The organism is Actinomyces viscosus (assembly GCF_900637975.1).
Classification (GTDB): Bacteria; Actinomycetota; Actinomycetes; order Actinomycetales; family Actinomycetaceae; genus Actinomyces; species Actinomyces viscosus.
Window position 1 is genome coordinate 2,205,849 of sequence record NZ_LR134477.1, and the last position, 25,484, is coordinate 2,231,332.

Consider the following 25,484-nt stretch of genomic DNA (forward strand, 5'->3'; position numbering starts at 1 on the left):
TCAGACCCCTCAGATCGCGTCTCCACATCGGCCCCCGGATTCGGCCCGTCATCTAGGATCGAACGGTGCCCCTCTCCGACATCGCCCGCGCCGTCGAGGACCAGTTCCACCGCGACTCCGTCCCCGTCCTCAAGCGTCAGGGCTGGCGCCCCCGCGTCATTCCCTACGACGGCTACGGCACCTGCGCTCCGGCCCACCCGGAACCGTCCACGCCATCAGACCCGCCGGGGCCGACGTCGGTTCGGCACGACATGCCGCCCCACGCGAGAGCCCGGAGCACCGTCCGCCCGGAGACGCCCCCCGTGCCTCGCGCCGCCTCCGCCGAGGCCGCCCGGCCCGCCTCCATGGCCCGGGTACTGGCCCGCATGGTCATGCGCCCCCAGGACGCACCGGCCGAGGGCCCGCTGTTCCGCTCCCTGCCGGCCTCCCTGCCGGTCAGCCCCGCCCAGGCCCGCGACTTCGCCCTGACCAGCCTGCTCGACGCCCAGCGCGGCTGGCGCCTGTTCATCGAGGTGCCGGTGGCCTTCCTGCCAGTGACCGTCCACGTGGGCCGGGCCAGCGTGCGCACGCGGGCCGACCGCGGCGGCTACATCGACGTCGTCGTGCGCGATCACGGGCTGGAGCCGGGCTGGCACGAGGCCCGGATCGAGGCGATGGGCGCGGAGGCCGTCGCCGCCAAGGTCCTCATCATCCCCGAGGGTCCGCGCCTGGGCATCATCTCCGACATCGACGACACCGCCATGGTGACGCACGTCCCCCGCGTGCTCGTGGCCGCCTGGAACCAGCTCGTCAAGTACTCCTCGGCGCGCGAGCCCGTCCCCGGCATGGCCGAGCTCTACTCGCGCATCCAGGCCGCCCACCCGGGCACCCCGATGATGTACCTGTCCACCGGCGCCTGGAACGTGGTCCCCACGCTGCGCTCCTTCTTCTCCCGCCATGGCTTCCCCTCAGGGCCCGCGCTCATGACCGACTGGGGGCCGACCAACACCGGCTGGTTCCGCTCGGGCATCGAGCACAAGCGCACCGAGCTGCGCCGACTGATGATCGACCTGCCTCAGGTCACCTGGATCCTCTTCGGCGACGACGGCCAGCACGACCCGCACATCTACGGCGAGGCCGCCCGCCACCACGCCGACCGGATCGCCGCCGTCGCCATCCGCCGCCTGACCGCCACCCAGCAGGTGCTCGCCGGCGGGCTGACCGCCCACCCCATGGGCATCGGCCCCGAGGCCCGCACCCTGGCCGAGGCCGACGTGCCCGTCGTCGTGGGCGCCGACGGCTACGAGCTGGCCCGGCTCCTGCCCCGTTGGCTGCTGGAGGCCCCGGCTCGCCGCTGACCGCCCCGGGGCGACCACCGGATGCCGCCCGCGTGCTCCCGGAGGCGGCCCCCACAGGTCCTCGCAGCTCCCCGCAGGCCCCGCGCGGTCCCGCACAGTCCCGCACCGTCCCGCACAGCCCCCACCCTTCGTCGGTGCGGCATGTCTCACGTTGCCTCCTCCCCCACCGTCGATCCCCGGCAGCATGCGGCTCGCCCCACTCCTCCACCTCTTCACAGGAACACCACAGACTTGCCCTACGAGGCCGACAGGTCCCGACGGTTACCTGGTTCCACATGGGGCGCACGCCCCGTTCCCATCCCCATCGAAACAGGAGGAACCGCAATGTCCCCCTTCTCCACCGACTCCACCGATCTCACCGGCGCCACCGCCGGCGTCTCCGAGGACTCCTCGAAGCCGGCCGCCGGCCAGTCGTTCCCGACGACGCGCTCGGCAGCCCGCGCGGGCTCCACCCCCTCGACCACCGCCTCACTGCGCCGCCACGCGATCCTGGCCGACCTGAGCGTGCTGCAGGTGGCGGCCCTCATGGGCACCGGCCTGCTGGTGGCGCTCGGCGTGGTCCTGGGTGGACGCTCCTACATCACCACCGTCTCACCCGACGGTCTCGTCAGCGCCCAGCCCGGCTCCCACGGATCCAGCACCGGCGACCAGGCCGCCGAGGACTCCTCGCCGGCAGCCATGTGACGCCGCGGGCCCCGCGCCCCTGTAGCTCCGTAACTCCGCCGCGCTCCGCGATCGCCATGGCAGGTGACGCTGTGGGCGATCAGGCCGCCGTTGGGGAGTCCTCACGGAGGTCGCCCCGGCCCGTGGCCGGTATGGTGATGACTCATCAACCAGCGCTTCCCTCAAGCTCAGGAGACAGATATGGCCGGCAAGATCCCCTTCATCCTCGGACTCGGCGCGGGATACGTGCTCGGGACCCGCGCGGGGCGCGCCCAGTACGAGCGCATCAAGTCCGCCGCCTCGAGGGTCGCTGAGCAGCCCTTCGTGCGCACCCGGGTCGACGCCGCCTCCAGCCACGTCAAGCAGGCCGTGCGCACCCAGGGAGAGGCCGTCACCGAGAAGGTCGCCGACGCCGTCAAGGAGCGGCTCTTCGGGGCGCCGTCGTCCAAGGGCGGCGGCCAGTCCCAGCCCGTCGACGCCGGCGAGGCCAATGTGCGCCCGGTCGGCGAGAACGCCTGAGGCCCAGGCAGGCCCAGGCACGCCGCCCTGGCAGGCCCCAGCGGCCCCCGGCTGACTACGAGCACTGATCGGGAGGTTCCGACGACGTCGGGGCCCCCCGATCCGCGTCCTCACGGCCCTGGCAGGCCCCGGCCGCGCGTCCGGCCCGCCCGCGCCAGGCGGGAGGCTTGAGCGGCCCCATCATGAGCGCCCGGCGCCAGCCGACCAGTGCTCCCGGTTCGCTGCGGCGCCCTGCCCGGCGCCGTTCCCGGTCGGCGATGACCGGCAGCTGCCAGGAGCGCCAGTAGGCGAGCACGCACAGTCCCGCCCCCACGGCGGTGGACACCAGCATGGCGTGCGCGTCGGCCGCCCCCGCCTTCACCGCCACGACCTGGGTGCCGGCGGCGATGAGCGCCGGGATCGCGTAGAGCTTGTTGCCGCCGAAGACCGCCGGGGTCTCCCCCACCGCGACGTCGCGGATCATGGAGCCGCCGATCGCCGTGAGGCAGCCCAGCAGGAGGGCCGGCATGACGCCGAGCCCGTGGGTGAGGGCCTTCGAGGCTCCGGTGGCGGCCCAGCAGCCCAGGATGACGGCGTCGGCGACCACGAGCAGTCGCCGGGTGGGGCGCGAGGTCAGGGGCACGAACCAGGCCACCGTCGCCCCCAGGCAGGCGGTGTAGAGGTAGTAGGGGTCGGTCAGGGCGAAGGGCGGGCCGGCCTGGATCATGACGTCGCGCAGGATGCCGCCGGCCGTGGCCGTGAGCATGGCCAGGACGACGAAGCCCACGAGGTCGAAGTTCTTGCGCCGGGCGATGAGCCCGCCCAGGATCCCGTTGAGCAGGACGCCGCACAGGTCGAGCACCCGGAAGGTGTCGGTCAGGGAGGCCGGCATGTGAAGCGCGAGGGAGGAGACGTCCAGCACCCGATCCCCCGCCTTTCACCGATGTTGTGGTTCCTTCGCACCGCCGTCGACCATGGTGCCGGCCCCGGTGCCGGTCCGGCACGCCGCAGTCGCGAGCCACCTTAGCCCACGCCCGGCCCGCCGACCGGGCGCCGAGCCCCTGGGCTCGCGGCGTTGCGGCGATGCGAAACCTCAGGTGGCCAGAGCGCACCGGCCCACGCGATGATCGGGGCGTGTCCTCACGATACGCACCCCCCAAGGACCTCAGCTCCTACGCGTGGCTGTCCATCGGCGCCGCCCTGGGCACGATCACGCTCAAGGGGGCCGCGGCCTGGCTGACCGGCTCGGTGGGTCTGCTCTCCGACGCCGCCGAGTCGGTGGTCAACCTGGTGGCGGCGGTCGTGGCGCTCATCGTCCTGAGGATCGCGGCCAAGCCCGCCGACGCCGACCACCAGTTCGGTCACTCCAAGGCCGAGTACTTCTCGGCCGTCGTCGAGGGCGTCATGATCTTCGTGGCGGCCGCCTTCATCATCATCTCCGCCATCGGGCGCCTCATCGACCCGCAGATGCCCGAGCAGCTGGGAGTGGGCCTGGCGGTCTCGGTCATCGCCTCGCTGCTCAACGGCGCGGTGGCGTGGGTGCTCTACCGGGCCGGGCGCCGCGAGCGCTCCATGACCCTGGTGGCCGACGCCAAGCACCTGGCCACCGACGTCGTCACCTCCGCCGCGGTCCTGGTCGGGGTGGCCCTGGTGGCAGTCTTCAACTCGGCCGTGCTCGACGCCGTCGTCGCCCTGGGGGCCGGGCTCAACATCATGTGGACGGGCTTCACCCTCATCCGCGACTCGGTGGGCGGGCTGATGGACATCGCCCCGTCCACCGAGGTGCTCCAGAGCGTCGAGAGCGTCCTGGCGCGTCACCGCCGCCAGGGCATGATCGACTTTCACGCGGTGCGGGTGCGCGAGGCCGGCAACCGGCGCTTCATGGAGCTGCACGTGCTGGTTCCCGCGGCCTGGAGCGTCAAGAAGGGGCACGACTTCACCGAGCAGGTCATCGACGAGCTGGTCGACGCCGACGCCAGCCTGCGCATCTCGGCGCACCTGGAGCCGATCGAGGATCCCAAGTCCTACGAGGACCTCGAGGACATCTGACATCTACCCTGTTTTCATCACCCTCAGGACATGTCAGACTCAGCCACATGAACGCAATGAGGCTCACCGGCTCAGCACCGTCGCTGCGCCAGCACACGACCACCGCCCCCACCCCCACCTGGCGCCGCCCCGACCACATCGTCCTGGAGACCTGCGTCGAGGACGTTGAGGGCGTGAGGATCTCCGCTCGCGCCGGGGCCGACCGCGCCGAGCTGGGCGCGAACCTCACCGCCGCCGGCACCACTCCCTCGATCGGGACCGTCGAGGCCGCCATCTTCGCCGCCGCCGAGCAGGTGGAGCAGCGCCGAGCCCAGGCCGGCGCCCACTGGGCGGACAAGCCCGAGGCCGCCGCCCCCTTCGGCCTGCGCGTCCTCATCCGCCCCCGCGGCGGGTTCTTCGTCTACGACGCCGATGAGGGCCGGGCCATGATCGCTGACGTGCGGCGCATCGCCTCCCTGGCCCTGGAGATGGCCGAGTTCACCCGCCCCCAGGCCACGGGCGGGGGGCGCGGGGCGCTGCCGCCGGCCGTGGACCTGGGCTTCGTCGTCGGCGCCCTGACCGAGGACGGCGCGGTCGACCGCGGCCTGGTGCGCCTGCTGGTCGACATGGCCAACGGCGCTCCGGTCACCTTCCACCGGGCCTTCGACCACTGCCGCGACACCGTCGAGGCCTACGGGGACCTGGAGGGCCTCGGCGTGCGCTACGTCCTGACCAGCGGGGCCGCGCAGACCGCGGCCGACGGCGCCTCGGTGATCGCCGGGCTCGTGGCCAGCGGCGGGCCGACCGTGGTCGCGGCCGGGGCCGTGCGTCCCCACGGCCTGGTCGACCTGGTGGAGTCCACGGGCGTGCGCGAGGTCCACATGCGCTGCCCGCGTGAGGGGATGACCCCAGACGAGCCCCAGCGCACCGACGAGGCCCTGGTGCGTCGCGCCGTGGAGGCGGTCCGCACGGTCCCGCTCCCCGAGTAGCCCCACCGACCACCCTCCGCGAGCCCCCTCCGGGCCCCACCCCCATCCGCGCGTCAACGGTGGGCGCCGCCCTGAATCACACGGGGCGGCGCCCGACGTCGTCGCACCTCCCGCTCCTTGTCCCGACGCCCCTCCTCGCCCCGTTCTCCCGCCCGCTCCCACCCCCACCGATCCCGCTGCTGTCAAGGAATCCTCACGGTTCGTAGATATCCACAGCGCTCGGTGCGATCGGACGTCTCAGCGCCTCCATCACGCTGGAAGCGCAATTGGGACAACTACCCCCACAACCCCCATGACCGCCCCTATTTTCTGTCTTAGGTTGACCCCATGACTGACGTCCGCATCGATACCCCTCGGGGGATCACCCTGGCCGGCACCCTCGACCTGCCCGCCGGGGCCGCTCCGATCGATCTGGAGGTTTCCACGACGCCCGACGACGCCCAGCCCCCGCAGGCGCGGGCCGAGGGCGTGGTCCTGCTGGCGCACGACTTCCTCACCGACCGCCACGGCCAGAACGGCCGCCTGGACCGGATCGGCGCCCGCTACCGCGAGGCGGGTCTGGCCACGCTCAGCCTGGACTTCTCCGGCCTGGGCGAGTCCGACGACGACGTCATCACCCTGGCGGGCGAGGCCGAGGACCTGCGCGCGGCCTCCAGCTGGCTGGCCGGCCTGGGCTTCACCCGGCAGATGATCCACGCCAACGGCTTCGGAGCGACGGCCGCGCTCCTGGCCCGCCCCGAGCAGGTGCGCACGGCCGTGCTCGTGGGCGCCATCGTGGGCCCGCAGTCGATCCTGTGGGAGGAGGTCTTCTCCCCCGAGCAGCTCGATGAGCTCGCCCAGCACGGGCTGACGCGCCTGGTGGACGACAACCCCAACTCGCGCGAGTGGAACATCCTGTCCAAGGAGACGCTGGCGGACTTCTCCATGCAGGAGCCGGAGCGCACCCTGGCCGACCTGCCCTGGCCGGTGCTCATGGTGCACGGGGTGCTGTCCAACGAGCTGCCGGACACCGCCGAGGCCACGGCCGAGGGCTTCCCGCTCCTGCCCGACTCCAGCCAGATGGTGCACGTCCATGCCGAGACCCTGGACCAGGCGCAGGAGGAGGTCGCCCGCCTGAGCCTGGAGTGGGCTCGCCGGCGCCTGCGCTGAGTCGTGGGGCTGACGTCGTCCGTCGAGCCTCGCGGACGCACCCTGGAGCCCGCGGACGGCCCCGCAAGGGTCAGTCGCCGAGCCCTACGATGCGTCCGCGACGAGCCGGACGACGACGGCGCGGTGGTCCGTCCCGGAAACGGTGACTACTCTGCCGCCGCTCCCCCGCCAGGCACCGTCGTCGACCAGGACGTGATCGATGGTGGCGCCAAGCCAGCTGGTACCGGTGGCACTGGGCCAGGTGGCCAGGCCCCCGATCCCGGCCTGCTCCCCGGCGCTCGCGCACCCTCCCAGGTCGCGCAGCGGGGCATGGTCGCGGGTGGCGTTGAGGTCGCCGGCCACGATGAGTCCACCGGGCGGGCGACTGCACAGCGAGGTCACGCCCGCCACCGAGCTCCTCCACCAGGCCATAGCGCCCGGCACCGGCGGGTAGGTGTGGGCGCCCACGATGACGGGGCCGTCCCCGTCAGCCGGTTCGAGCCGGACCGCGCCGAAGCCTGTGTCGGTGGGTCCCTGTACCTGCCGGTACTCGCCCAGGCGCGAGGAGACGAGGACAGTTGTGGAGTAGGCCGGGTCCGATTCGACGTCGACCCCCTGCTCGGCCAGGCCAGGTGGTATCCCGCTGGCGGAGAAGACCGCGAAGGTCTCCCCGCCCTTGGCCGACGACGCCTCCTTGAGGGCCTCGGCCAGCTGCTGCCCGTAGCGCTGCGTCGTCTCCGGCAGGACCACGACATCCACCCCGGCATCGTCCGCCAGCCCGGCGACCGTCTCGATGTCGGCACCCTCCCGCTCGGTGTTGAGGCTCAGGACGCCGATGGCACTGGTGCCATCCGCATTGACAGGGCTCTCCCGCACGCCTCGGGCCAGCAGGACACCGCCGTGGGCTCCCGCCACCAGGAGGAGGACCAGACCGACCACCCCGGTGCGCAGCCCCGCCCGGAGGCTTCTCTCCCCGGGGCGCGCGGGTCGACGGCGCGCTCGGCACCACAGCCCACCGGCGGCCACGAGGAACGCGACACCCGTGAGCACCGCCCCCAGTGCCAGCAGTGAGCGCATGGCGATGAGCTGGGCGAAGACGAGCGCCGTCGTCGGCAGGAACAAGCTCGCCAGGGCCAGGGCGATGAGGACGCCTGCGGGAATCCACCGCAGGATCTGTCGACGACGGTTCATCACCCCACTCAACCAGAAGCCGCCCCCGACCGCCAGGCCCCAGACCGCCAGGAAGCCGACGCAGACCGCAGTCGTGTACGCCCTCAGCGTCCCTGGGCGGGCGCTGCGTGGCCGCCGACGCCTGTGGCACGGACCGGGTGGATCAGGCCGGCCGGTAGGCCTTGACCGCCCCGCTGTCCTCGTAGGTAATGAGGAAGTCGCCTTCGGGCTCGTAACCGCCCCAGTCCCCCAAGGAAAGTGGTTCTGGGCTCTTCCCGGTTGACATATCGACGAGGTGCAGAAGCGACTCGCTCTCGCCGTTGCGCTCAAGGAAGACGCCGATCTCACCGCTACCCGATTCATAGACGCCCTGGATGGGCACGCCGAAGCATCCACCCGAGAACTTCGAGGACAGCGAGTTGTTCTCGCCCAGTTCGATGCGCTGGCCCGCAACCGTGATGGACCTGCACTCCTTGTCATCCTTGTTGAGCGAGTACGTGGCCGGGGCCCAGGAGGTATCGCCGTCCTTGAGCCAGGCTCGGGCCTGGTCGAGGGTGAAGGTCTGCGGAGACCAGGGGTAGTCGGTGAAGTCCTCCGGCACACCCACCTCGAAGGTCTCCTTGAGTGAGCCATCGGGGTTGAAGAGAGTCACCTTGTCCGGCTGCCCTGAGGATGGATTCTGGGAGTCGTAGAGCATCCAACCGTCCTGCAGATCGATGGGTGAGGAGTTCGACGATGCACCCTCCAGCTCCTTCGTCTTGCCTGTGTCGAGATCGAGGACCAGATACTGCGTGTCCCTGCCTCGATGCGTCCAGGCCGTCGCGTAGTGGTCGATACGCGAGGAGACATAGACCTGCCCGGGGTCATCGAAGGGAAGCTCCTCCTGCCAGACCTGCTGCTTCGACGGGGACCACATGGTGCACGTCGCCCCGTCACAGGAGATCACGTTGTCGCCCTTCAACGAGACCGAGGCACCGGCTCCCCAAGGGGCGTCCTCACGCTTCTGGGAGCCCAGGTCGATGAGCTTGTCACCGGCGATCAGCCTCCCCTGCCACACCCGCACGACGTAGTACTCGTCCTCGGACTCGAAATCCTCCTCCCACAGGGGCTCAGGAGCCCCGTTCGCCAGCGAGAACACCTCGACATGCACCTTGGCGTCCTCAGCGACCGCCCGGATGAACGTGTCACCGACGTGTTCGATCGAGACTCTCGCCCCGCGGCCGGGCGACTTGTCTGGAGGGTCAAGCGCCCAGACCTGCTCGTAACCGTTGGCCCAGGCCTTGGTCCAGCCCGATCCCGACGACGCACTCGGATCAGTCGACTTTCCGCCTCGGCCATGTAGCCACCAGTAGGCCACGCCACCTCCGGCCACCGCCAGGACCAGCACCGTCACGACCGCCACGATCACGACGGTTCGCCGCTTGCGCCCGGGGTTCTGGGCTCCGGGGGCCTGGCCGCCGGGCGCGCCCTGGAAGACCGGGGCCCCTTGGTAGACCGGACCAGTCTGATACGAAACCGCCGCGGCACCTGGGACGTGCTCACCTGGAACGGACTGGGGCTGTCCCTGGTACGGGCCCGGCGGCCGGCCCGCAGACCAGTCCACCCCATAGGGGCTCTGCGAGGCTGAGGAGCCCGGGAAACCGGCAGGAGGCTGAGGGCCCTGGGGAGGGTAGGGCACCCCATCAGATCCCTGGGGATGGCCGGAACGCTGGGGGTAGTCGGTCATGGCGGTCAGTATTTCACGGCCCAGATCGGCGAGTCTGGCCTTTTCCCTGCCCACGGGTACTGCACGGGGGCTGGGGACTACTGGGAGGGGTCTGGGTGTACTCCACAGGGTTCGGAAGCTCGTGCAGTGGGGCCAGCCCCTGGGCAGTGCGACCCGAACCTCGTGGAGTAGGTACCCGGGCCCGCCGGTCGGGACCGGGCCGGATCCCGCCAGGCCGTCGACGTCGTCGCTCCTCCGCTGTCAGCGACCTGAGAGGGGCGATGGCGCACGCATAGGGAACAATGGGTCACCTATGGAACAGGGCGAGGACCGCAACCGGGGTCACGACGGCGATCGGGCCGACCGGCACAACAGCCATCACGACAGCCAACACGGCGACGAGCAGGGCAGCGAGCAGGGCGCCGGGCAGAGTGAGGGGCGGGGCGAGGAGCACCCCGCTCGCGACAGCCACGGCAACAGCGCTCAAGGCAGGCAGGGCCGACGCTCCTCTCGTGGCAGGGCCCGCCAGGGCCGGCGCCAGGGCAAGGCCTCGGGCAAGGACCATCCCAAGGGCTCGGGCCGACGTCGGAGCACCTGGAAGGGCTACTCCCCCGAACAGCTCGCCGCCCGTGCCGAGGCCGTCCCGGCGATCGTCTACCCCGAGGAGCTGCCGGTCTCGGCCCGCCGCGAGGAGATCGCCGCCGCCATCCGCGACCACCAGGTCGTCATCGTCGCCGGGGAGACCGGCAGCGGCAAGACCACCCAGCTGCCCAAGATCTGCCTGGAGCTGGGGCGGGGCGTGACCGGGATGATCGGCCACACCCAGCCGCGGCGCATCGCGGCCAGGTCCGTGGCCGAGCGCATCGCCTCCGAGCTGGGCACCCCGATCGGGCCGGCCGGCGTCGTCGGCTACCAGGTGCGCTTCACCGAGGAGGTCGGCGAGAACACCCTGGTCAAGCTCATGACCGACGGCATCCTCCTGGCGGAGATCCAGTCCGACCCCCAGCTGCGCCGCTACGACACGATCATCGTGGACGAGGCCCACGAGCGCAGCCTCAACATCGACTTCATCCTGGGATACCTGGCGCGCCTGCTGCCCCAGCGCCCGGACCTGAAGGTCATCATCACCTCGGCCACCATCGACTCCGAGCGCTTCGCCGAGCACTTCGGCCGCGCGCTCACCGGCGACCGGGGCCAGCCCTTCACGGTTCCCGCCCCGGTCATCGAGGTCTCCGGGCGCACCTACCCCGTCGAGGTCCGCTACCGCCCGCTGGCTCCCGACGACGTCGAGCCCTCCCCCGACGACGCCGGCAGCTCGACACCCCCAGACGCCGGGAGTGCTGCCGGCCCCCAGCCCGGCCCGGCGGCGCCCGGGGAGCTGAGCGAGGCCGAGCTGGAGGCTCTGACCTCCCCCGACCCGGCGGTGCGCGCCGCGGCGCGGGCCCGCCGTGAGGCCGTCCGCTCCGGCACGGCCCCCACCTCGCTCAGCCCTCGCAACCAGGGCGCTCGCGGCAAGGGTCGGGGGCGGGCCGCCACCGGCGGGGCGGGCGCCGCCTCCGGCGAGCCCAAGGACCAGGTGACGGGGATCCTCGACGCCGTCGACGAGCTCCTGGCCGAGCCCAGCGGCGACATCCTCATCTTCCTGGCCGGTGAGCGCGACATCCGCGACACCGAAGCGGCCCTCATCGACCACCTGGGGGCGCGCTACACGCCCGACGGCCGCTCGCGCACGCCGGGCGCCGTCGAGGTCGTGCCCCTGTACTCGCGCCTGACCGCCGCCGAGCAGCACCGCGTCTTCGAGGCCCACCAGGTGCGCCGCATCGTCCTGGCCACGAACGTGGCCGAGACCTCCCTGACGGTTCCCGGGATCCGTTACGTCATCGACCCGGGCCTGGCGCGCATCTCCCGCTACTCCAACCGCACGAAGGTCCAGCGCCTGCCGATCGAGCCGGTCAGTCGGGCCAGCGCCAACCAGCGCGCGGGGCGCTGCGGGCGCGTGGCCGACGGCATCGCTATCCGCCTCTACTCGCAGTCCGACTTCGAGGCGCGCCCGGAGTACACCGAGCCGGAGATCCTGCGTACCTCGCTGGCCAGCGTCATCCTGCAGATGGCGGCCCTGGGGCTGGGGGCGGTGGAGGACTTCCCCTTCCTGGACGCTCCCGACTCCCGCCAGGTCCGCTCCGGGCTGCAGCTGCTCACGGAGATCGGCGCGATCGAGCCGGCCGGGGCCGGTTCGCCCCGGTCCGACGGCGCCGGGCGGGGCCGCCGGGGACCGCGCCTGACCGAGATCGGGCGGCGCCTGGCGCGCCTGCCGATCGACCCGCGTCTAGGGCGCATGCTCCTGGAGGCGGGCGAGCTGGGCTGCGTCGGGGAGGTCATGGTCATCGTGGCGGCCCTGTCCATCCAGGACGTGCGCGAGCGTCCGGCGGACAAGCAGGAGGCCTCCGACGCCCTGCACCGGCGCTTCGCCGACCCGACGAGCGACTTCCTGACCTACCTGAACCTGTGGCGCTACCTGCGCACGCAGAGCCGTGAGCTCTCCGGCTCGGCCTTCCGGCGCATGTGCCGCGCCGAGTTCCTGCACTACCTGCGGGTGCGCGAGTGGCAGGACGTCCACGCCCAGCTGCGTCAGCTCGCCCGGCCCCTCGGCCTGGACGCCGCCCCGGTGGAGCTGCCGACGGCCCGCTCGATCCGGGCCGCCACCGAGGCTCTGGAACCGGGCAGCCACGCGGCCCAGGTCGCCAACGGGGGTGTGGCGGCCGCCGTCGTGGCCCTGGGACGCAGCGCGGACACGCCCGACGCCGACGCCATCCACCGCTCGCTGCTGGTGGGGCTGCTGTCCAACGTGGGCAACTGGGACGAGCGGCGTCGGGAGTACGCGGGCGCGCGCGGGACCCGCTTCACGATCTGGCCGGGCTCGGGGCTGCGCCGCAAGACCTATGACTGGGTGATGACCGCCGAGCTCGTGGAGACCTCCCGGCTCTTCGCCCGCACGGTGGCCAAGGTGGATTCCCGGTGGATCGAGCAGGTGGCCGACCGGGCGGGCCTGACCCGTCACGTCTTCGGCGAGCCGTACTGGTCGACCCGCCAGGGGGCGGCGATGGTTCACGAGAAGGTGCTGCTCTACGGGATGACGCTGGTGGCGGACCGGCCGGCGACGCTGGCGAGCGTGGGGACGGACTCGGCCCGCGAGGTGGCTCGGGAGATGTTCATCCGCTCGGGCCTGGTGGAGGGCGGCTGGCACGCCCGGCACGGCTTCGTCGAGCGCAATCGGGCGCTTATCGAGGAGCTTCAGGACGTGGAGCGGCGTCGGCGTGAGCACGGTCTGCTGGCCGACGACGCAGCGCTGTTCGACTTCTACGACGACCGCATCCCCGAGGAGGTGACCTCGGCGGCGGCCTTCGACGCCTGGTGGAAGGATCAGCGGCGCACCACCCCGGACCTGCTGGACTTCACCCGCGAGCTGCTGCTTCCCGGCGGGGGCGACGCCAGCGGCTTCCCGGACACCTGGGTGCAGGGCGATCTCACCCTGGGCCTGGAGTACGTGTTCGAGCCGGGCCAGGCCGAGGACGGGGTCAGTGTCCAGGTGCCGGTGGAGGTGCTGGGACGATTGAGCCCGGAGGGCTTCGACTGGCTGGTGCCGGGGATGCGCGCCGAGCTGTGCGTGGCCACGATCCGGGCCCTGCCCAAGCGGGTGCGCCGTCAGCTGGTGCCGGCCCCGGACGTGGGCGCCCAGGTGTGGGCGCAGCTGCAGGAGAGCTTCCCGACGCCGCCCGGCGCGAGCTGCCCAGAGGTCCCCTTCGAGGAGGCCTTCGCCCAGGTGGTCTCCCGTCTCAAGGGTGTGGAGATCACGGAGGCAGACTGGGCCGAGGCCGCCGAGCGGCTGCCGGAGCACCTGGCGATGGCTTTCGCGGCCCTGGACGCCCGGGGCCGGGTCATCGGGCGCAGCCGGGACCTGGTCTCGCTCCAGCAGCGGCTGTCGGGCAGGACGGGGGCCGCCGTGCGCTCGGTGGTGCGCGGCGCCCTAGCGCAAGCGATGGCCGAGGCCCAGGAGCGACAGGACTCCCGGGGCGGGGGCGGAAAGCCCGGCCGTAAGGGCCGCAGGGGGAAGGGCGCGCACAGAGGCGGTCAGCAGTCAGCCGCCCGGCGTCCCGACGGCGCCGCCGGGGCGGGCGAGGCCGGCGGCCCGAGCGCTGCGATCTCCGGGCTGGAGGAGCGGCGGGGCCTGACCGACTGGCCCAGCGGTGTTCCGGGGCTGGGAGAGCCGGACGGTTCGACGATCCCGGCCTCGGTGGAGTCGGCGGGCCGGGCCGGTCTGGTGGTGCGCGGTTACCCGGCCCTGGTGGCCGCCTCGGCCAGGAGCGCGAACTTAAGGATCCTACCCGACGCCGTCGCCCAGGCGAGCGCTCATGGCGCCGGGGTCACGGCCCTGGCGCTGGCCCGCACGGCGCTGCCGACGGCCCGGGTGACGAGCCGGTGGAGTGCGCAGGAGTCCCTCGTTCTGGCGGCAAGCCCCTACGGGAGCACCGGGGCGCTGGTGGAGGACATGGAGGTGGCGGCCGCCCGGATCGTGGCCGGGTGCTGGGCGGCGTCGGGCACCGGCAGGCCGCTGACCGAGGTGCGCACGCGGGAGGTCTTCGGTTCCCTCGTCGGTCTCATGCGCGACGAGCTTGAGGACGAGGTCTACCGGGTGGCCCGGTACGCGGTCGCGGCTCTCAAGGCGGCTCGCGAGGTGGATCGCGTGGTGGGTGAGCACACCTCGCTGACTCTGCTAGGCACGCTCCAGGAGGTGCGCGAGCACGCGGCGGCCCTGGTGCCCGACGGATTCCTCACCGCCACCCCGCCGGAGCACCTGGCGCACCTGGAGCGCTACCTGAGGGCCCTGGTGATGCGGGTGGAGAAGGCGGCCTCCTCGCCGTCGGCCGCCTCCCAGGACGCGGCCTTGGCCTTCCAGGTCTCTCAGGCCCAGGAGGTCGTGGACAGGGCCCGGACCAAGGCGGCCTCGCTGCCGGCCGACCCGCAGCGCGAGGCCCTGCTGGAGGAGGCCCGCTGGATGGTGGAGGAGCTGCGGGTGAGCCTGTTCGCCCAGAGGCTGGGCACGAGCCGCAAGGTGAGCCTCCAGCGCATCACCAAACTGGTCAGCGGCGTCTGAGCCCGCGCCTTCACCAGATTTATTGGTCGCCGAATCCAATAAACGCCGCGCATCTCAAGTTTCAAGACGTCGTTCATAACTCGCCCGCAGCCGATAAGTGTCGGCTAGTGTCTGAACGGTTAGTTCGCTGTGGCTGCCACAGCGTATTCACAATAGGTTCGCAGCGCACTGTCGACGGGAGACCACCGCCTGCGCGGGGAGCTGCTGCGGGAAGAAGGGACGGGGCGGATGGCGGATCTGCAGACCTGTGAGGCGACGACGGCGAAGATCAGGTCGGAGGTGGACAACTGCGTCAGCGAGGTCAACGCCTCGGGTGGGGACTCCGACGTTCGTTCCTCGACGACCGGCCTGACCGGTGCCGGACTGTCGGGCAAGGCCTCAACGGCGGCCGACGCGGTCTCCAAGGCGCGCACGACCTTCGTCAACCGGCTGACTAATCACTCCAACGGCATCTACAACGCCACCAACCAGCTCAATGCCGCCGACGGCGCCGCGGCCTGCACCCCCAAGAACGGCGACAGCTGACCCACGTCAGACACCATCACCCCCACTTAACACACTTCACCCTTAACAACTCAGTCCGTTTACTCTTTTGGAGGACCCCGTGGTTACGTTCAATGACCTCCTGTCCTGGGATGGCACCAACCTCGACACGGCCGGCGACGCCTTGATAGCCGCCTCACACAAGTACGAGCAGGTCAACGCCGACCTTCAAAAGAAAGACCTAGGTGACGGCTTGTCCGGAAAAACTTTCGAGGCCGAAGCTAAGGCGCGACGAATCCTCGCCGACGACGCCGAAGACCTATGGACAGGGCTGAGTAAAGCGGGAAACGACCTCAAGGACGCCTCCGAAACCGTAAACACGATCAAGAATAGTGCATCAAGCACCCAATCTAGCGTATCCGCGGCAGGGTTAGAAATCAAAGACGACAATACCGTCGCAGTCAAGGACCAACAAAGTGGCGCCAGCGCCAGCACATCGATTACTTCATACCAAAATGAAGTAGACCGTTTAGTAGAGCAGGCACGCGACACCGTCACCTTCATTTCATCCGTCTACGATGAAATCGTCAAACTGGACGATACGGCAAACGGCCCGAGCCCCGAGGTGGTCAACCATGGAGAGAGGCCTCCGAACCCGAAGTGGACACCCAGTCAGGTCAACGACTGGTGGACTTCACTGACTAAGGCGCAGCAAGAGAACATCATCCACAAGCACCCGGCCTGGATCGGCAACCTTGACGGCATCCCCTCAAATGAGCGACACCAAGCGAACTTGATTTGGCTCCCCATCACGCAAGCCGAGATAGACAAGAGTGTCAAAGACTACGAACCAAAGCTCACAAGAGACGGCATCGTCACTCCGGGGTATAAAGAAATGCTCCAGAGACAAAAGGACATTCACGCCCTGTCGGCCATGTTCCTGGACAGCAGAGGAAAGCCCAAGTCCCTGGACAAGGAAGGCATGCCCGCGCCTGTAAATGGGCGCACCCTGCTAGTGCTGGACAACAGTGGCGACCACTTCCGGGCCGCAATCGCTTCCGGGGATGTCGACAACGCCGACCACGTGGTGGTATCCACGCCGGGCATGGACTCAACGGTTGATAACGGCCTCGCCAAGAGTAATGGTGATCCTGCGAAGTATGTGAACGGCACCGAGAACATTATGACGGAAAGTGGATTGGGGTGGTCCACGACCGAAAATAAGGACCAGGAAAAGGGGCAGGAAACCGTCGCGGGGGTAACCTGGCTGGGCTACGATGCTCCTCACACAGAAAAAGTCTTCTCCTCAGGAGAAGCCAAGGAAGGGGGGAAGCACATGGCCGACTTCTATGATGGCCTTCAGGAGACCCACCATGGAGATCCACACCTGATGGCGGCTGGCCACTCCTACGGCTCCCTAACGACCGGATACGCCCTCAGGCAATCGACCGCACCAGACGATTTTTCCATCATGGGTTCACCAGGCCCCAGCTCAGTAGACGCTTCAGAATTCCACATGCTTCCTGACCACACATTCGCAGCAGCGAACAATTGGGATCCAATTGCAGCATCTGGATACTATGGAGGAAACCCCACCACCAACCCTAACTCTGATTTTACAGCACTAGACACAGACGCCAACGGCCCCTACAAATACTCGTCAGGACATTCACACTACACAGACAAAGGCAGTACCTCCCTGCACAGCCAAGGACAAATCTTGAAAGGCGTGAAACCCGACTATGTTGATCGGCCGTCAATTAAACACGGATAGTAATTCATGTGCAGGGCATCAGATTGAGTCGCCCCCGCGAAACGGACGGAGAAGTAGAGCAGCCGATTAGCCCAACACAACAGATCAGGAAAAAATACGTCCATTCAGCCAGTAAGGAAGCAGCCGATGCCTGACGAGCAGACCACACCTGAACATAGAGGGGACGCCGGCGCAGACGAAGCCCCGGCCGTCAACTCGGGCAACGACGCCTCTGTCGGCAGGAGGAAACCGTCGTCAGGCAGGTCGGCGGGATGGTGGGCCATCCGGGTGATGCTGGTCGTCCTCGTGGTGATCATTGGTGGTGTCATCTATCTGATCGACATCACCGTGCACCCCGCCAGCGGACCGGATGGCTTCCAAGTCCGGCGCGTTGCCAGCACAGCCTCCAAGCACCTCTCCAGCAGCCCGGACGTCATCTCCGCCGAGACCACTGAGGCCTCAGCCGACCTCGGAGGCAACGACGTCCGACTGGACGTGCGCCTCAAGGACAACACCAGCCCGGAGGCGGCCGCCAACCTGCTGGCCTCTACTCGCCAGAAGACACTCCAGCAGGTACCCCACTACAGCGGCGAATTCGTCATCTCCGTGTCCTGGAACGCCAAGGGCACCACCATCGACATCGACGTCTCCTGTCAACGAGACCCCGAGGCCATCCGGACCGACATGAAACGCGCACTCACCCCCGTCGGAGAAGCGAAGACCTTCACCGGCAACATCGACGAGTATCAGGGACCCACGATCGACTACGGAGACGTCACCACACTCCCCACCACCCTGACCCAACCAGGCGTCAAGAGATCCTCCAAGACCTTCACCATGAACGGCTGGAAGGTCACCTCCACTGCCAAAATCGACGGTCAATTCAGCAACCCACCCTTTGACCAGCTCATCACCGCCGCCAGACAGGCCGGCCCCACCGGCACCATCGACCTCAACGGCACCACCCTGTCCGTCACCGGCCTGGCCACCGACGAGCGCAAAGGTCTCACCCCCGAGGCAGCAGCACCCGTCATCCACACCGTCGCCGACTGCCAAGCCGCAGGACTCACCACACTCAAGCTCAACGACGAAGCCAAGAAGGAGCCCGCCAGCGACGACCTCTGGATAACCTTCGTGTGCAACAACGGAACCTGGGCGTCGCGGTTCGACTCCCCCAGCCCCAGCGACACCGAAATCCTCAACAAAGCCGCCGAACTATAACAGCCCCACCGTTCGTCCTTCGCCTCTGCACCGTCAGCCCGAACACCCCCACAACCACAAAGAATCGGGAAGAATACTTCGGACAAGCAGGAAGAAGGTACTGATGCCCGACAAGCAGACCAGGCACGCGCCGAGCAAGGGAGCCGGAAAGCTGACCGGTTCTATCCGGCATGGTAGGGCTCGTCTCGGCTGGAGGAAGCTGCCATCAGGCAGGTCCGTTCGGATCTGCGCACTGTGGATCATGGTACTCGTCGCTGTGTTGGCGATCGGCTTGCTCATCCGCACGATAGCCATCAGCTTCAACCCCGACATCGGCCCAGAAGGCGCCGAGGTCCGTCGCGTCGCCAACGCCGCCACCAAGCACCTGTCCAACAGCCCTGACGTCCTCTCCGCTGACATCATTGAGGCCTCGGCCGATATCGGCGGCACCGAGGCCCGCCTGAACGTACGCCTCAAGGACGACACCAGCGCCGATGCCGTGGCCGACCTACTGACCTCCACCCAACAGGCCGCCTTCGGCAAGAACAGCTCCGACACCAACATCTACCTCCTCATCACCCTGTCCTGGACACTGCACGGCACCAGCATCAGCACCTCATTCAGCGCCACCAAGCCCGCAGACGCCGAGTTCGTCAGACTCGTCCTGGCAACCGCAGGCGAGGCAAATACCATCGAGGGCATCACTGGCAAACGAGTTGACTACGGGCAGGTCACCACCACCCCCACCACCTTCACACAACCAGGAGTCCCGAACTCCTCCAGGACCTTCACCCTCAACGGCTGGAAAGTCACCTCCACCAGCAACAAAGAGGGACAGTTCCCCAACACCGTCGCCTTCGAGCAGGTCATCGCCGCCGCCAGCCAGGCCAGCACCACCGGCACCATCGACCTCGACACCGACTCCATGTCCGTCACCGGCCTGGTCACCGACGACACCAAGAGCCTGACCCCCGAGACCGCCGCCCCCGTCGTCCACGCCGTCGCAGACTGCACCACCGCCGGCCTGACCACACTCCACCTCAACAACTGGGCCCTGAACACCACATCCAGCGTCGCCGACCCCTGGCTGTCCTTCACCTGCAACAACGGCACCTGGACCCCCAAGCACGAGAGCAGCACAGGCCAGGACGAGGCCGCCATCCTCCAAAAAGCCACCGAGCTCTAGACGACCACCAACCGGGCAGCACCTGCGCCGTCACGACGATCAGCCACCCCAAGACGACAGGTCAAGCAGCCAGAAAGGGAGCAGCCAGTGCCCGATGAGCACGCCGAACCCGACCAGGACCGCGCCCCCTTTGAACCGGAGGGGACGGAGCCGGATTCTGCCCGCCACGGCAGGGCCCCTCGTGACTGGAGGGCTGCACTGTCCGGCAAGTCAGCGACGTGGTGGACCGTCCGGGTCGTGCTCGTGGTCGCCGTGCTGGCGGTTGTCGGGGCGGCCTACCTGGTGGATGTCGCCACGAATCCCGGCCATGGACCGGAGGCGGCCAGGGTCCGCCATATTGCGGACGCCGCTGCCAAGCACCTGTCCAGCGACCCGAGCGTCGTCTCAGCCAAGGTCGTTGAGGCATCCGCCGACCCAGGTGGCACTGTCGCCAGAGTGGATGCGCGTCTGAAGGACGAGACCAGCCCCGAGCAGGCGGCCCAGCTACTGGCCTCCACCCACGACGCCGCCTTCGGCAACAGCAAGGAGGAACGCGGCATGATCGCCGGTGTGCATCTGAGCTGGACAGTCAAAAACAGCAGTATCGATTCCTACTTCGACCTCGGTGCCGCCTCCAGCGACATCAAGGCACGCACAGTGAAGGACCTGACCCCGGTAGGAGAGGCCGTCACGCTCCTTCGCCCCGAGGAGCCCTCAGACCTGCGCGTGGACTACGGCTCCGTCACCACCATACCCGGCACATTGACCAGCCCAAGCGGTTCACGAGCCACACGCTCATTGAGCATGCGCGGATGGCTGGTCGAGACCTACAGCGACGACGACGGACAGTTCGCTACCCCACCCTTTCAAGAGATCGTCACCGCCGCACGGCAGGTCAGAGCAACCGGGACGATCAAGACGAGCGGCAAGACCCTGTCGATCACCGGCCTGGTCACCGACGCCGATCAGAGCCTCACCGTCGACACTGCCGCACCCGTGGTCCACGCGGTCACCGACTGCAACGCCGCCGGCCTGACCACCCTCACCATCAACAACACACCCGATAAGAACACCAGCAACGATTCCGACTCGATCACCTTCACCTGCCAGGACGGCGCCTGGACACCCCAGCACCACGGAACAAGAGGCCAGGACGAAGCCGCCATCCTCCAACGCGCCACCGAACTCTAGACGGCCACCCCCGAATATGACGGACCCTCCTCCGCGAGGAGGAGCTCCATCAGCACCTCGTTCACCCGTCTGGACGATCACACCGGAGGCTGGCGCCTCTACTCTGAAGTCACGTCATCAGAACACCTGCTGCGGGAGGCACGAGCCCTCCACCCGCGTCTTCCGCAGCCTCTTTCTCCGGTTCCACACAGTCGGCCCCCGCACCATCCCAGTGCGGGGGCCGACGACGTCGATGCCTGTTGATCTGCTCAGCGCCGGGACTGGTCGTCCCGATACTTGCGCATCCAAGAGTGCCTGGTCCGGTACAGACGGATCCCCGTTCCGAGCGCCACGCAGGTACATCCGAACAACAAGGCCCACATCCACTGAGGGATATTCATTATTCACCTCCCAGCATTTGACCATGAAACTTCACTCAGATGAACACGCACGAAAGGGGAGATACGTCCACATAGGACTCAACAGACCCCGCCCAAGATAGACCTCAGACACACACACGCTTGGGCCACGATGTGTGATCCGTCCAGTACAGAAGCCCACTTCCAGTAACAGTTGCGCCGATTCCCACTGCATTCAACACGGCACCCGCAGGAAGACCGACAATGGTCCCATCTAGGAAGCCCCCTACCGCAGCCGTGGCACCACCAGCCACAATGACATACCAGGCATAACCAACAATAGCCCATTTGGGGATACTGACGCACACAGAAGCCGGCTGTTCAACGGGGTCAGGCTTTCCCGCGACCAGCCGATCATAGGTCTCAACCGCTTTCCGGTAGTCTTCAGGTGAAGCCTTCGCCTTATACTCGGCTTGAAGTTCCACCACCTTCGCCTGCTCAGGACTTTGCGCAACCGGTTGAGGTGCAGCCACAGCCTGCCCTGCCGAGCCGAACAACATTCCGATCGCCACAACAAAAGCCATCACTGGAACACTTACCCGTCCCAGCACTCGCGTCGCACTCATTGAGACCTCTCCTTCGAGCTCAAGTAGAATACTTGAGCATTCCACATTCATCACAACCCACCGACCGGATGACTGACATATCTATCATAACCCTCCGTGAAAAAACTCTCATCAGATAGCATGTCAAATATTCGAGGTTCCCACATTCGTCTCTGACCATCGATTTCACACAAGCCATTTCAACAAAACCATCCCTTACGACACAGGCGACCCAGACGGCGACACGTTGTACATTTCCCACAAACCTGAGATCCGCCTGGGAGAAATTCTCATCACTGACCGACCCCTACAGCACGGCGGACATGAGGCGGCAGACGTTGTCCACGTAGCGGTTATACCAGGGCTCGGTGGCCCACAGCTCGGGGGTCAGCTCGGTGCAGATGGCCCGGTAGTCGGCGTCGTTGATGCGCAGCAGGTCATCGAGGTCCCCGCCGAAGGCCAGCAGCATGACCTCGTAGTTGAGGGCGAAGGAGCGGAAGTCCATGTTGGAGGACCCGATCACCCCGACCTCGTCGTCGACCGTCATGTACTTCGAGTGCAGGACGGTTGGCGACGGATAGAGGTAGATCCGCACCCCCGCCGCCAGGAGCGCCGAGTAGTAGGAGCGCTGGGCGTGGCTGACGATGAACTGGTCGGACTCCTTGCCCACGAACAGCTCGACCTCCACCCCCCGGTAGGCGGCCGAGGTCATCGCCGACAGCAGCGCCTCGTCGGGGATGAAGTAGGGGCTGGTGATGGACACGCGCCGCTTGGCCCCGTTGATGAGCGCCAGGAACATCCGCAGGTTCGGCTCGGTGGGGTAGCCGGGCCCGGAGGGGACGAGCTGCATGGCGTTGACGACGGCATCGGGCCGCCCGGGCCTCGGGGCCGGCGTCCCCACCGGGATGCCCGGCAGCCCCGCCATCTCCGGCAGGGTCTCCACCGGCGTGCCCAGGGCCAGGTCGAAGGCCTCGAGCTGCTCACCGGCCTCGAAGTACCAGTCCATGGCAAAGATGGCCTGGGCCTCCAGGACGATCTCGCCGGTGACCTCCACGGACAGGTCCTCCCAGCGGCGCCCGGCCCGCACGTTGCGCCGGGTCCGGTAGGTGGGGTCGATGACGTTGTGGCTGCCGATGAAGGCCTTCTCACCGTCGACGACGAGGATCTTGCGGTGGTTGCGCAGGTCCGGGCGGCGCCACCGGCGCTTGAGCGGCAGCAGCGGCATCATGAGGCGCCAGCGAATGCCGGCGTCGGTCATGCGCTGGCAGAACTGCTTCCAGCCGGGGTACTTGCGGCTGCCCAGGTGGTCCAGCAGGAGACGCACGGTGACCCCGCGGGCCACCGCGCGCTCCAGGGAGGCGAAGAAGACCTCGGTGACCTCGTCCCAGCTCATGATGTAGAACTCGACGTGGACGTGGTCGGTGGCGGCGTCGACGGCGCGGGCCATGGCCTCGTAGGTGCTGCTCGGTTCGGCGTGGACGGCCACCACCTCACCGCTGACGCAGGGCAGGCCGGTGAGCCGGCGGTTCATGCGCAGCGCCCCGGCCAGGTAGGTCGAGGGGCGGGCCCCCTTGGGCAGGTCGGGCATGGCGCGGGTGTAGTCGAGGGTGATCTCGTTGACGGTGTGCTGCTGGCGACGGCGGGTGCCATGGACCCACGGGCTGCCGATGAGCAGGTAGAGCGGCAGTCCCACGAGGGGCAGCAGGAAGATGAGCAGCAGCCACGCGGTCGACGACGACGGGCGGCGGTTCTCGGGAACCGTGCCCAGCGCGGCGATCTTGATGAGGTACTCGATGACGACCCAGGTGGTCGCCAGTACCGGCGGCAACGTCATACTCGCATCATGTCATGCCCTCGGGGAGGTCTTCCGGAAGGAAGCCTGGGCGCGGGCCGGATGGCCCTGCGCCCAGGCACTGCGAAGGCCCGCCCCGGTTAGACCACCGGGCCGGGCCCTTCGCAACGAGGTCGCTTACCGGTTCCCATTCGGCAGCGGGTCCTCCTTCACTGGAACGTCCGAGCACATTCCCTTGGCTGTGGCCCAGACTCGATGGTTGCCGGTCAGCGGTACTCCCCAGTACCTCGCGGCCGCCACCGTCCAGCGGTGACTATGACTCTGCCGACGCTGTCTGAGAGAAGGCTGGAAATAACGCATCTAAATGATGACGCTTGATGACGATATGGTTACGGCCCTCCGGGGATGACAACACCCTACCTCAAGACCGTTGGAACGGTGCCAGATTCTCGACACGTTCGAGAGCGGTCAGTTCGACGTCGGACTTCCAAAAAGTGTCTTGAAGTAGCCATAGAAGTTCCAGTTCCCCCACGAGGTGCACTGGTCGCCGCCGCTGCCGGCCGCCTCGTTGGGCTGGAAGGGCGTGTAGTTGTACAGGCCCGCCGTCGCCTGGTTCGTCACCGTGAGCTCACTGCTGCCGCACTGCGCGTCGGGCGAAAAGGCGATCTGCGTCGGCCGCTGCGCCACCACGTCATAGGTCCCCGGGTTGAGACGGTAGCGCTGGAACTGGGACGCCGCCCCATAGAGCTGGGAGGAGAAGCCGGCCCACTGAGGGTCGCAGGTTCCCTGATCGGGACAGGCGTAACCGGCTGCAGCCTCGTAGTCGCGGGCGCTCAGGCTCTGACCGGAGGCGGTCAGCAGCCCCTGCTCCTTGTGGATGAGGACGAGGAGCACCTGAGGATTGATGTCGCACGCCTGCGAGACCTGCCAGACGACGTCGGCCGCGCTGAGCCCGGAGGCGGCCTCGATGCCGCCGGGGCAGAAGGTGGTGGCCTCGCGGGCCGGCATGGAGAAGGTGGCCGACGCCAGGCACTCGGTGCCGTCGCTGCCCGGCTGACACCCGGCGTTGACCCGCGTCACAAAGGTCGCGATCTCCTCGCGCGTCATCGCGTCGGCGTCGTAGAAGACCTCGTCGTCGATGATGCGGGAGGCGTCGAAACCACTCGCATCGGGCGCCAGCGGGGTCGGTGCGGAGCTGGTGGCCCCGGAGGTCTGCCGCCCCAGGTTGATCAGCCCACTGAGCGAGGAGCCGGCCGCGCGCAGCGCGATCAGACCCACCAGGAGCGTGACCAGGAAGGCGCCGAGGACCACGCCGAGCGGACTGCGCAGAAAGGCCAGGACGGAACCTCCCCGACCACGCCTGCGACGCTTGACGCTAGCTCTGAGACGGCCCGGGCGCTCGGAGCCTCCCCGGCGCTCCTGAGTCCGCCCGGGATGGCGGCCCTGGCCACTGGGCCGGGCGCGGTCGACGCCGCGCTGCGCCGTCGGGCGGGCGCGTTGCGAGGCGGGGGCCGATTGAGACGATGCGGAGCCGCCGGCGCTTCGGCGGGCCCGCGAACGTCGGTTGGAGGGATGGTGGGACATCGGCATCATCGTGTCATACAACGACCGGACGCACCGCCCCACGGAGCCAGGAGTTCCCGGAACAAGCGGCCGTCCAGGAAGTCGCGCCGGAGCGTACTGTGGGACCGTGAATCTTCCCGACGTCCTGAGCCTGGCGCGCACTCTCATGGAGGAGGCCGACGTCGGGGACTGGGAGCTGGGCCTCGACCGGGCGCGCCGTCGGGCCGGTCAGACGGACCACGCGCGACGCCGGCTCACGCTCAGCCGCCACCTCATGAGCCTGTATGACGAGGCGCAGGTGCGCGAGACGATCCTGCACGAGATCGCCCACGCCCGAGTAGGGCCCCACCACGGGCACGACGCCGTCTGGGCGGCCGAGGCGACCCGCCTGGGAGCCACGGGCCGACGGCTCGTGGACGCCCGGGCACCGCGAGTGCGAGGCCGGTGGGTGGGCAGGTGCCCGGCAGGCCATGAGGTGGATCGGATGCGCCGCCCGGCCTCGCCCGTCTCCTGCTCGCGCTGCGCTCCCCGATTCAGCCTGGAGCACCTGCTGTCCTGGAGCCTCGACGGCGAGCCCGTCGCCCACGAGGAGATCAGCGCGCGCTACAGCCGCCTTCTGAGAGCGGCTCGACGATGACCACAGAGCAGCCAGAACCACCCGGAAAGGTCACGAAGAAATGACCGGACGATAGTAGGCTCCTACCCGCCAGTTACATCGGCATAA

Annotated in this window: 19 protein-coding genes; 13 read left to right on the forward strand and 6 right to left on the reverse strand. The window is 68.5% G+C overall.

Annotated elements, in window-relative coordinates; genetic code table 11:
• Positions 1-65: 65 nt before the first annotated feature.
• From EL340_RS09435 to EL340_RS09445, 3 genes are all read left to right on the forward strand, one after another.
• On the forward strand, positions 66-1,337 hold the full coding sequence (locus EL340_RS09435; RefSeq protein ID WP_126414377.1) for an App1 family protein phosphatidate phosphatase: 1,272 nt from the start codon (positions 66-68) through the stop codon (positions 1,335-1,337).
• Positions 1,338-1,661: 324 nt separating this feature from the next.
• The gene (locus tag EL340_RS09440; protein WP_126414378.1) at positions 1,662-2,021 is read left to right on the forward strand and encodes a hypothetical protein; all 360 of its coding nucleotides are present in this window, start codon (positions 1,662-1,664) and stop codon (positions 2,019-2,021) included.
• Positions 2,022-2,201: 180 nt separating this feature from the next.
• Positions 2,202-2,519, forward strand: coding sequence for a YtxH domain-containing protein (locus tag EL340_RS09445; RefSeq protein ID WP_126414379.1), 318 nt, complete (start codon positions 2,202-2,204; stop codon positions 2,517-2,519).
• Positions 2,520-2,574: 55 nt separating this feature from the next.
• On the opposite strand, the gene EL340_RS09450 is transcribed toward EL340_RS09445, so the two are convergent.
• Positions 2,575-3,390 (reverse strand): trimeric intracellular cation channel family protein, encoded by an 816-nt coding sequence (locus tag EL340_RS09450; protein WP_232023306.1) that lies wholly within the window; start codon positions 3,388-3,390, stop codon positions 2,575-2,577.
• Between the two features lie 242 nt (positions 3,391-3,632).
• Between EL340_RS09450 and EL340_RS09455 the strand changes: the two genes are divergently transcribed.
• From EL340_RS09455 to EL340_RS09465, 3 genes are all read left to right on the forward strand, one after another.
• A complete protein-coding gene (locus EL340_RS09455; RefSeq protein ID WP_126414380.1) occupies positions 3,633-4,547 on the forward strand; it encodes a cation diffusion facilitator family transporter in 915 nt (304 codons plus the stop codon).
• A gap of 56 nt (positions 4,548-4,603) precedes the next feature.
• Positions 4,604-5,515, forward strand: a complete 912-nt coding sequence (locus tag EL340_RS09460) for a copper homeostasis protein CutC (protein WP_197722401.1) — start codon at positions 4,604-4,606, stop codon at positions 5,513-5,515.
• 327 nt (positions 5,516-5,842) lie between these two features.
• Positions 5,843-6,664, forward strand: coding sequence for an alpha/beta hydrolase family protein (locus EL340_RS09465; RefSeq protein WP_126414382.1), 822 nt, complete (start codon positions 5,843-5,845; stop codon positions 6,662-6,664).
• Between the two features lie 84 nt (positions 6,665-6,748).
• On the opposite strand, the gene EL340_RS09470 is transcribed toward EL340_RS09465, so the two are convergent.
• Both EL340_RS09470 and EL340_RS09475 read right to left on the reverse strand, forming a co-directional pair.
• The gene (locus tag EL340_RS09470; RefSeq protein ID WP_126414383.1) at positions 6,749-7,834 is read right to left on the reverse strand and encodes an endonuclease/exonuclease/phosphatase family protein; all 1,086 of its coding nucleotides are present in this window, start codon (positions 7,832-7,834) and stop codon (positions 6,749-6,751) included.
• Between the two features lie 142 nt (positions 7,835-7,976).
• The gene (locus EL340_RS09475; protein ID WP_126414384.1) at positions 7,977-9,215 is read right to left on the reverse strand and encodes a hypothetical protein; all 1,239 of its coding nucleotides are present in this window, start codon (positions 9,213-9,215) and stop codon (positions 7,977-7,979) included.
• Between the two features lie 616 nt (positions 9,216-9,831).
• On the opposite strand from EL340_RS09475, the gene EL340_RS09480 reads away from it, so the two are divergent.
• The 6 genes from EL340_RS09480 (at position 9,832) to EL340_RS09505 (ending at position 20,462) form a co-directional block, all read left to right on the forward strand.
• Entirely contained in the window at positions 9,832-14,670 is a 4,839-nt protein-coding gene (locus tag EL340_RS09480) for a DUF3418 domain-containing protein (protein ID WP_126414385.1), read from the forward strand.
• A 228-nt stretch (positions 14,671-14,898) separates the two neighbouring features.
• Positions 14,899-15,195 (forward strand): MFS transporter, encoded by a 297-nt coding sequence (locus tag EL340_RS09485; protein ID WP_126414386.1) that lies wholly within the window; start codon positions 14,899-14,901, stop codon positions 15,193-15,195.
• Between the two features lie 79 nt (positions 15,196-15,274).
• Complete coding sequence (locus EL340_RS09490; protein ID WP_126414387.1) at positions 15,275-16,927, forward strand: alpha/beta hydrolase; 1,653 nt, start codon at positions 15,275-15,277, stop codon at positions 16,925-16,927.
• 126 nt (positions 16,928-17,053) lie between these two features.
• Positions 17,054-18,127, forward strand: coding sequence for a hypothetical protein (locus EL340_RS09495; protein WP_126414388.1), 1,074 nt, complete (start codon positions 17,054-17,056; stop codon positions 18,125-18,127).
• A 241-nt stretch (positions 18,128-18,368) separates the two neighbouring features.
• On the forward strand, positions 18,369-19,292 hold the full coding sequence (locus EL340_RS09500) for a hypothetical protein (RefSeq protein ID WP_126414389.1): 924 nt from the start codon (positions 18,369-18,371) through the stop codon (positions 19,290-19,292).
• Positions 19,293-19,379: 87 nt separating this feature from the next.
• Positions 19,380-20,462, forward strand: coding sequence for a hypothetical protein (locus EL340_RS09505; RefSeq protein WP_126414390.1), 1,083 nt, complete (start codon positions 19,380-19,382; stop codon positions 20,460-20,462).
• 484 nt (positions 20,463-20,946) lie between these two features.
• On the opposite strand, the gene EL340_RS09510 is transcribed toward EL340_RS09505, so the two are convergent.
• The 3 genes from EL340_RS09510 to EL340_RS09525 form a co-directional block, all read right to left on the reverse strand.
• On the reverse strand, positions 20,947-21,426 hold the full coding sequence (locus tag EL340_RS09510; RefSeq protein WP_126414391.1) for a hypothetical protein: 480 nt from the start codon (positions 21,424-21,426) through the stop codon (positions 20,947-20,949).
• A gap of 286 nt (positions 21,427-21,712) precedes the next feature.
• On the reverse strand, positions 21,713-23,239 hold the full coding sequence (locus EL340_RS09515) for a phospholipase D-like domain-containing protein (RefSeq protein ID WP_126414392.1): 1,527 nt from the start codon (positions 23,237-23,239) through the stop codon (positions 21,713-21,715).
• 426 nt (positions 23,240-23,665) lie between these two features.
• Entirely contained in the window at positions 23,666-24,781 is a 1,116-nt protein-coding gene (locus tag EL340_RS09525) for a hemagglutinin (RefSeq protein ID WP_232022979.1), read from the reverse strand.
• 106 nt (positions 24,782-24,887) lie between these two features.
• On the opposite strand from EL340_RS09525, the gene EL340_RS09530 reads away from it, so the two are divergent.
• Positions 24,888-25,397, forward strand: coding sequence for a SprT-like domain-containing protein (locus tag EL340_RS09530; protein ID WP_126414393.1), 510 nt, complete (start codon positions 24,888-24,890; stop codon positions 25,395-25,397).
• The last annotated feature ends 87 nt before the right edge of the window (positions 25,398-25,484 follow it).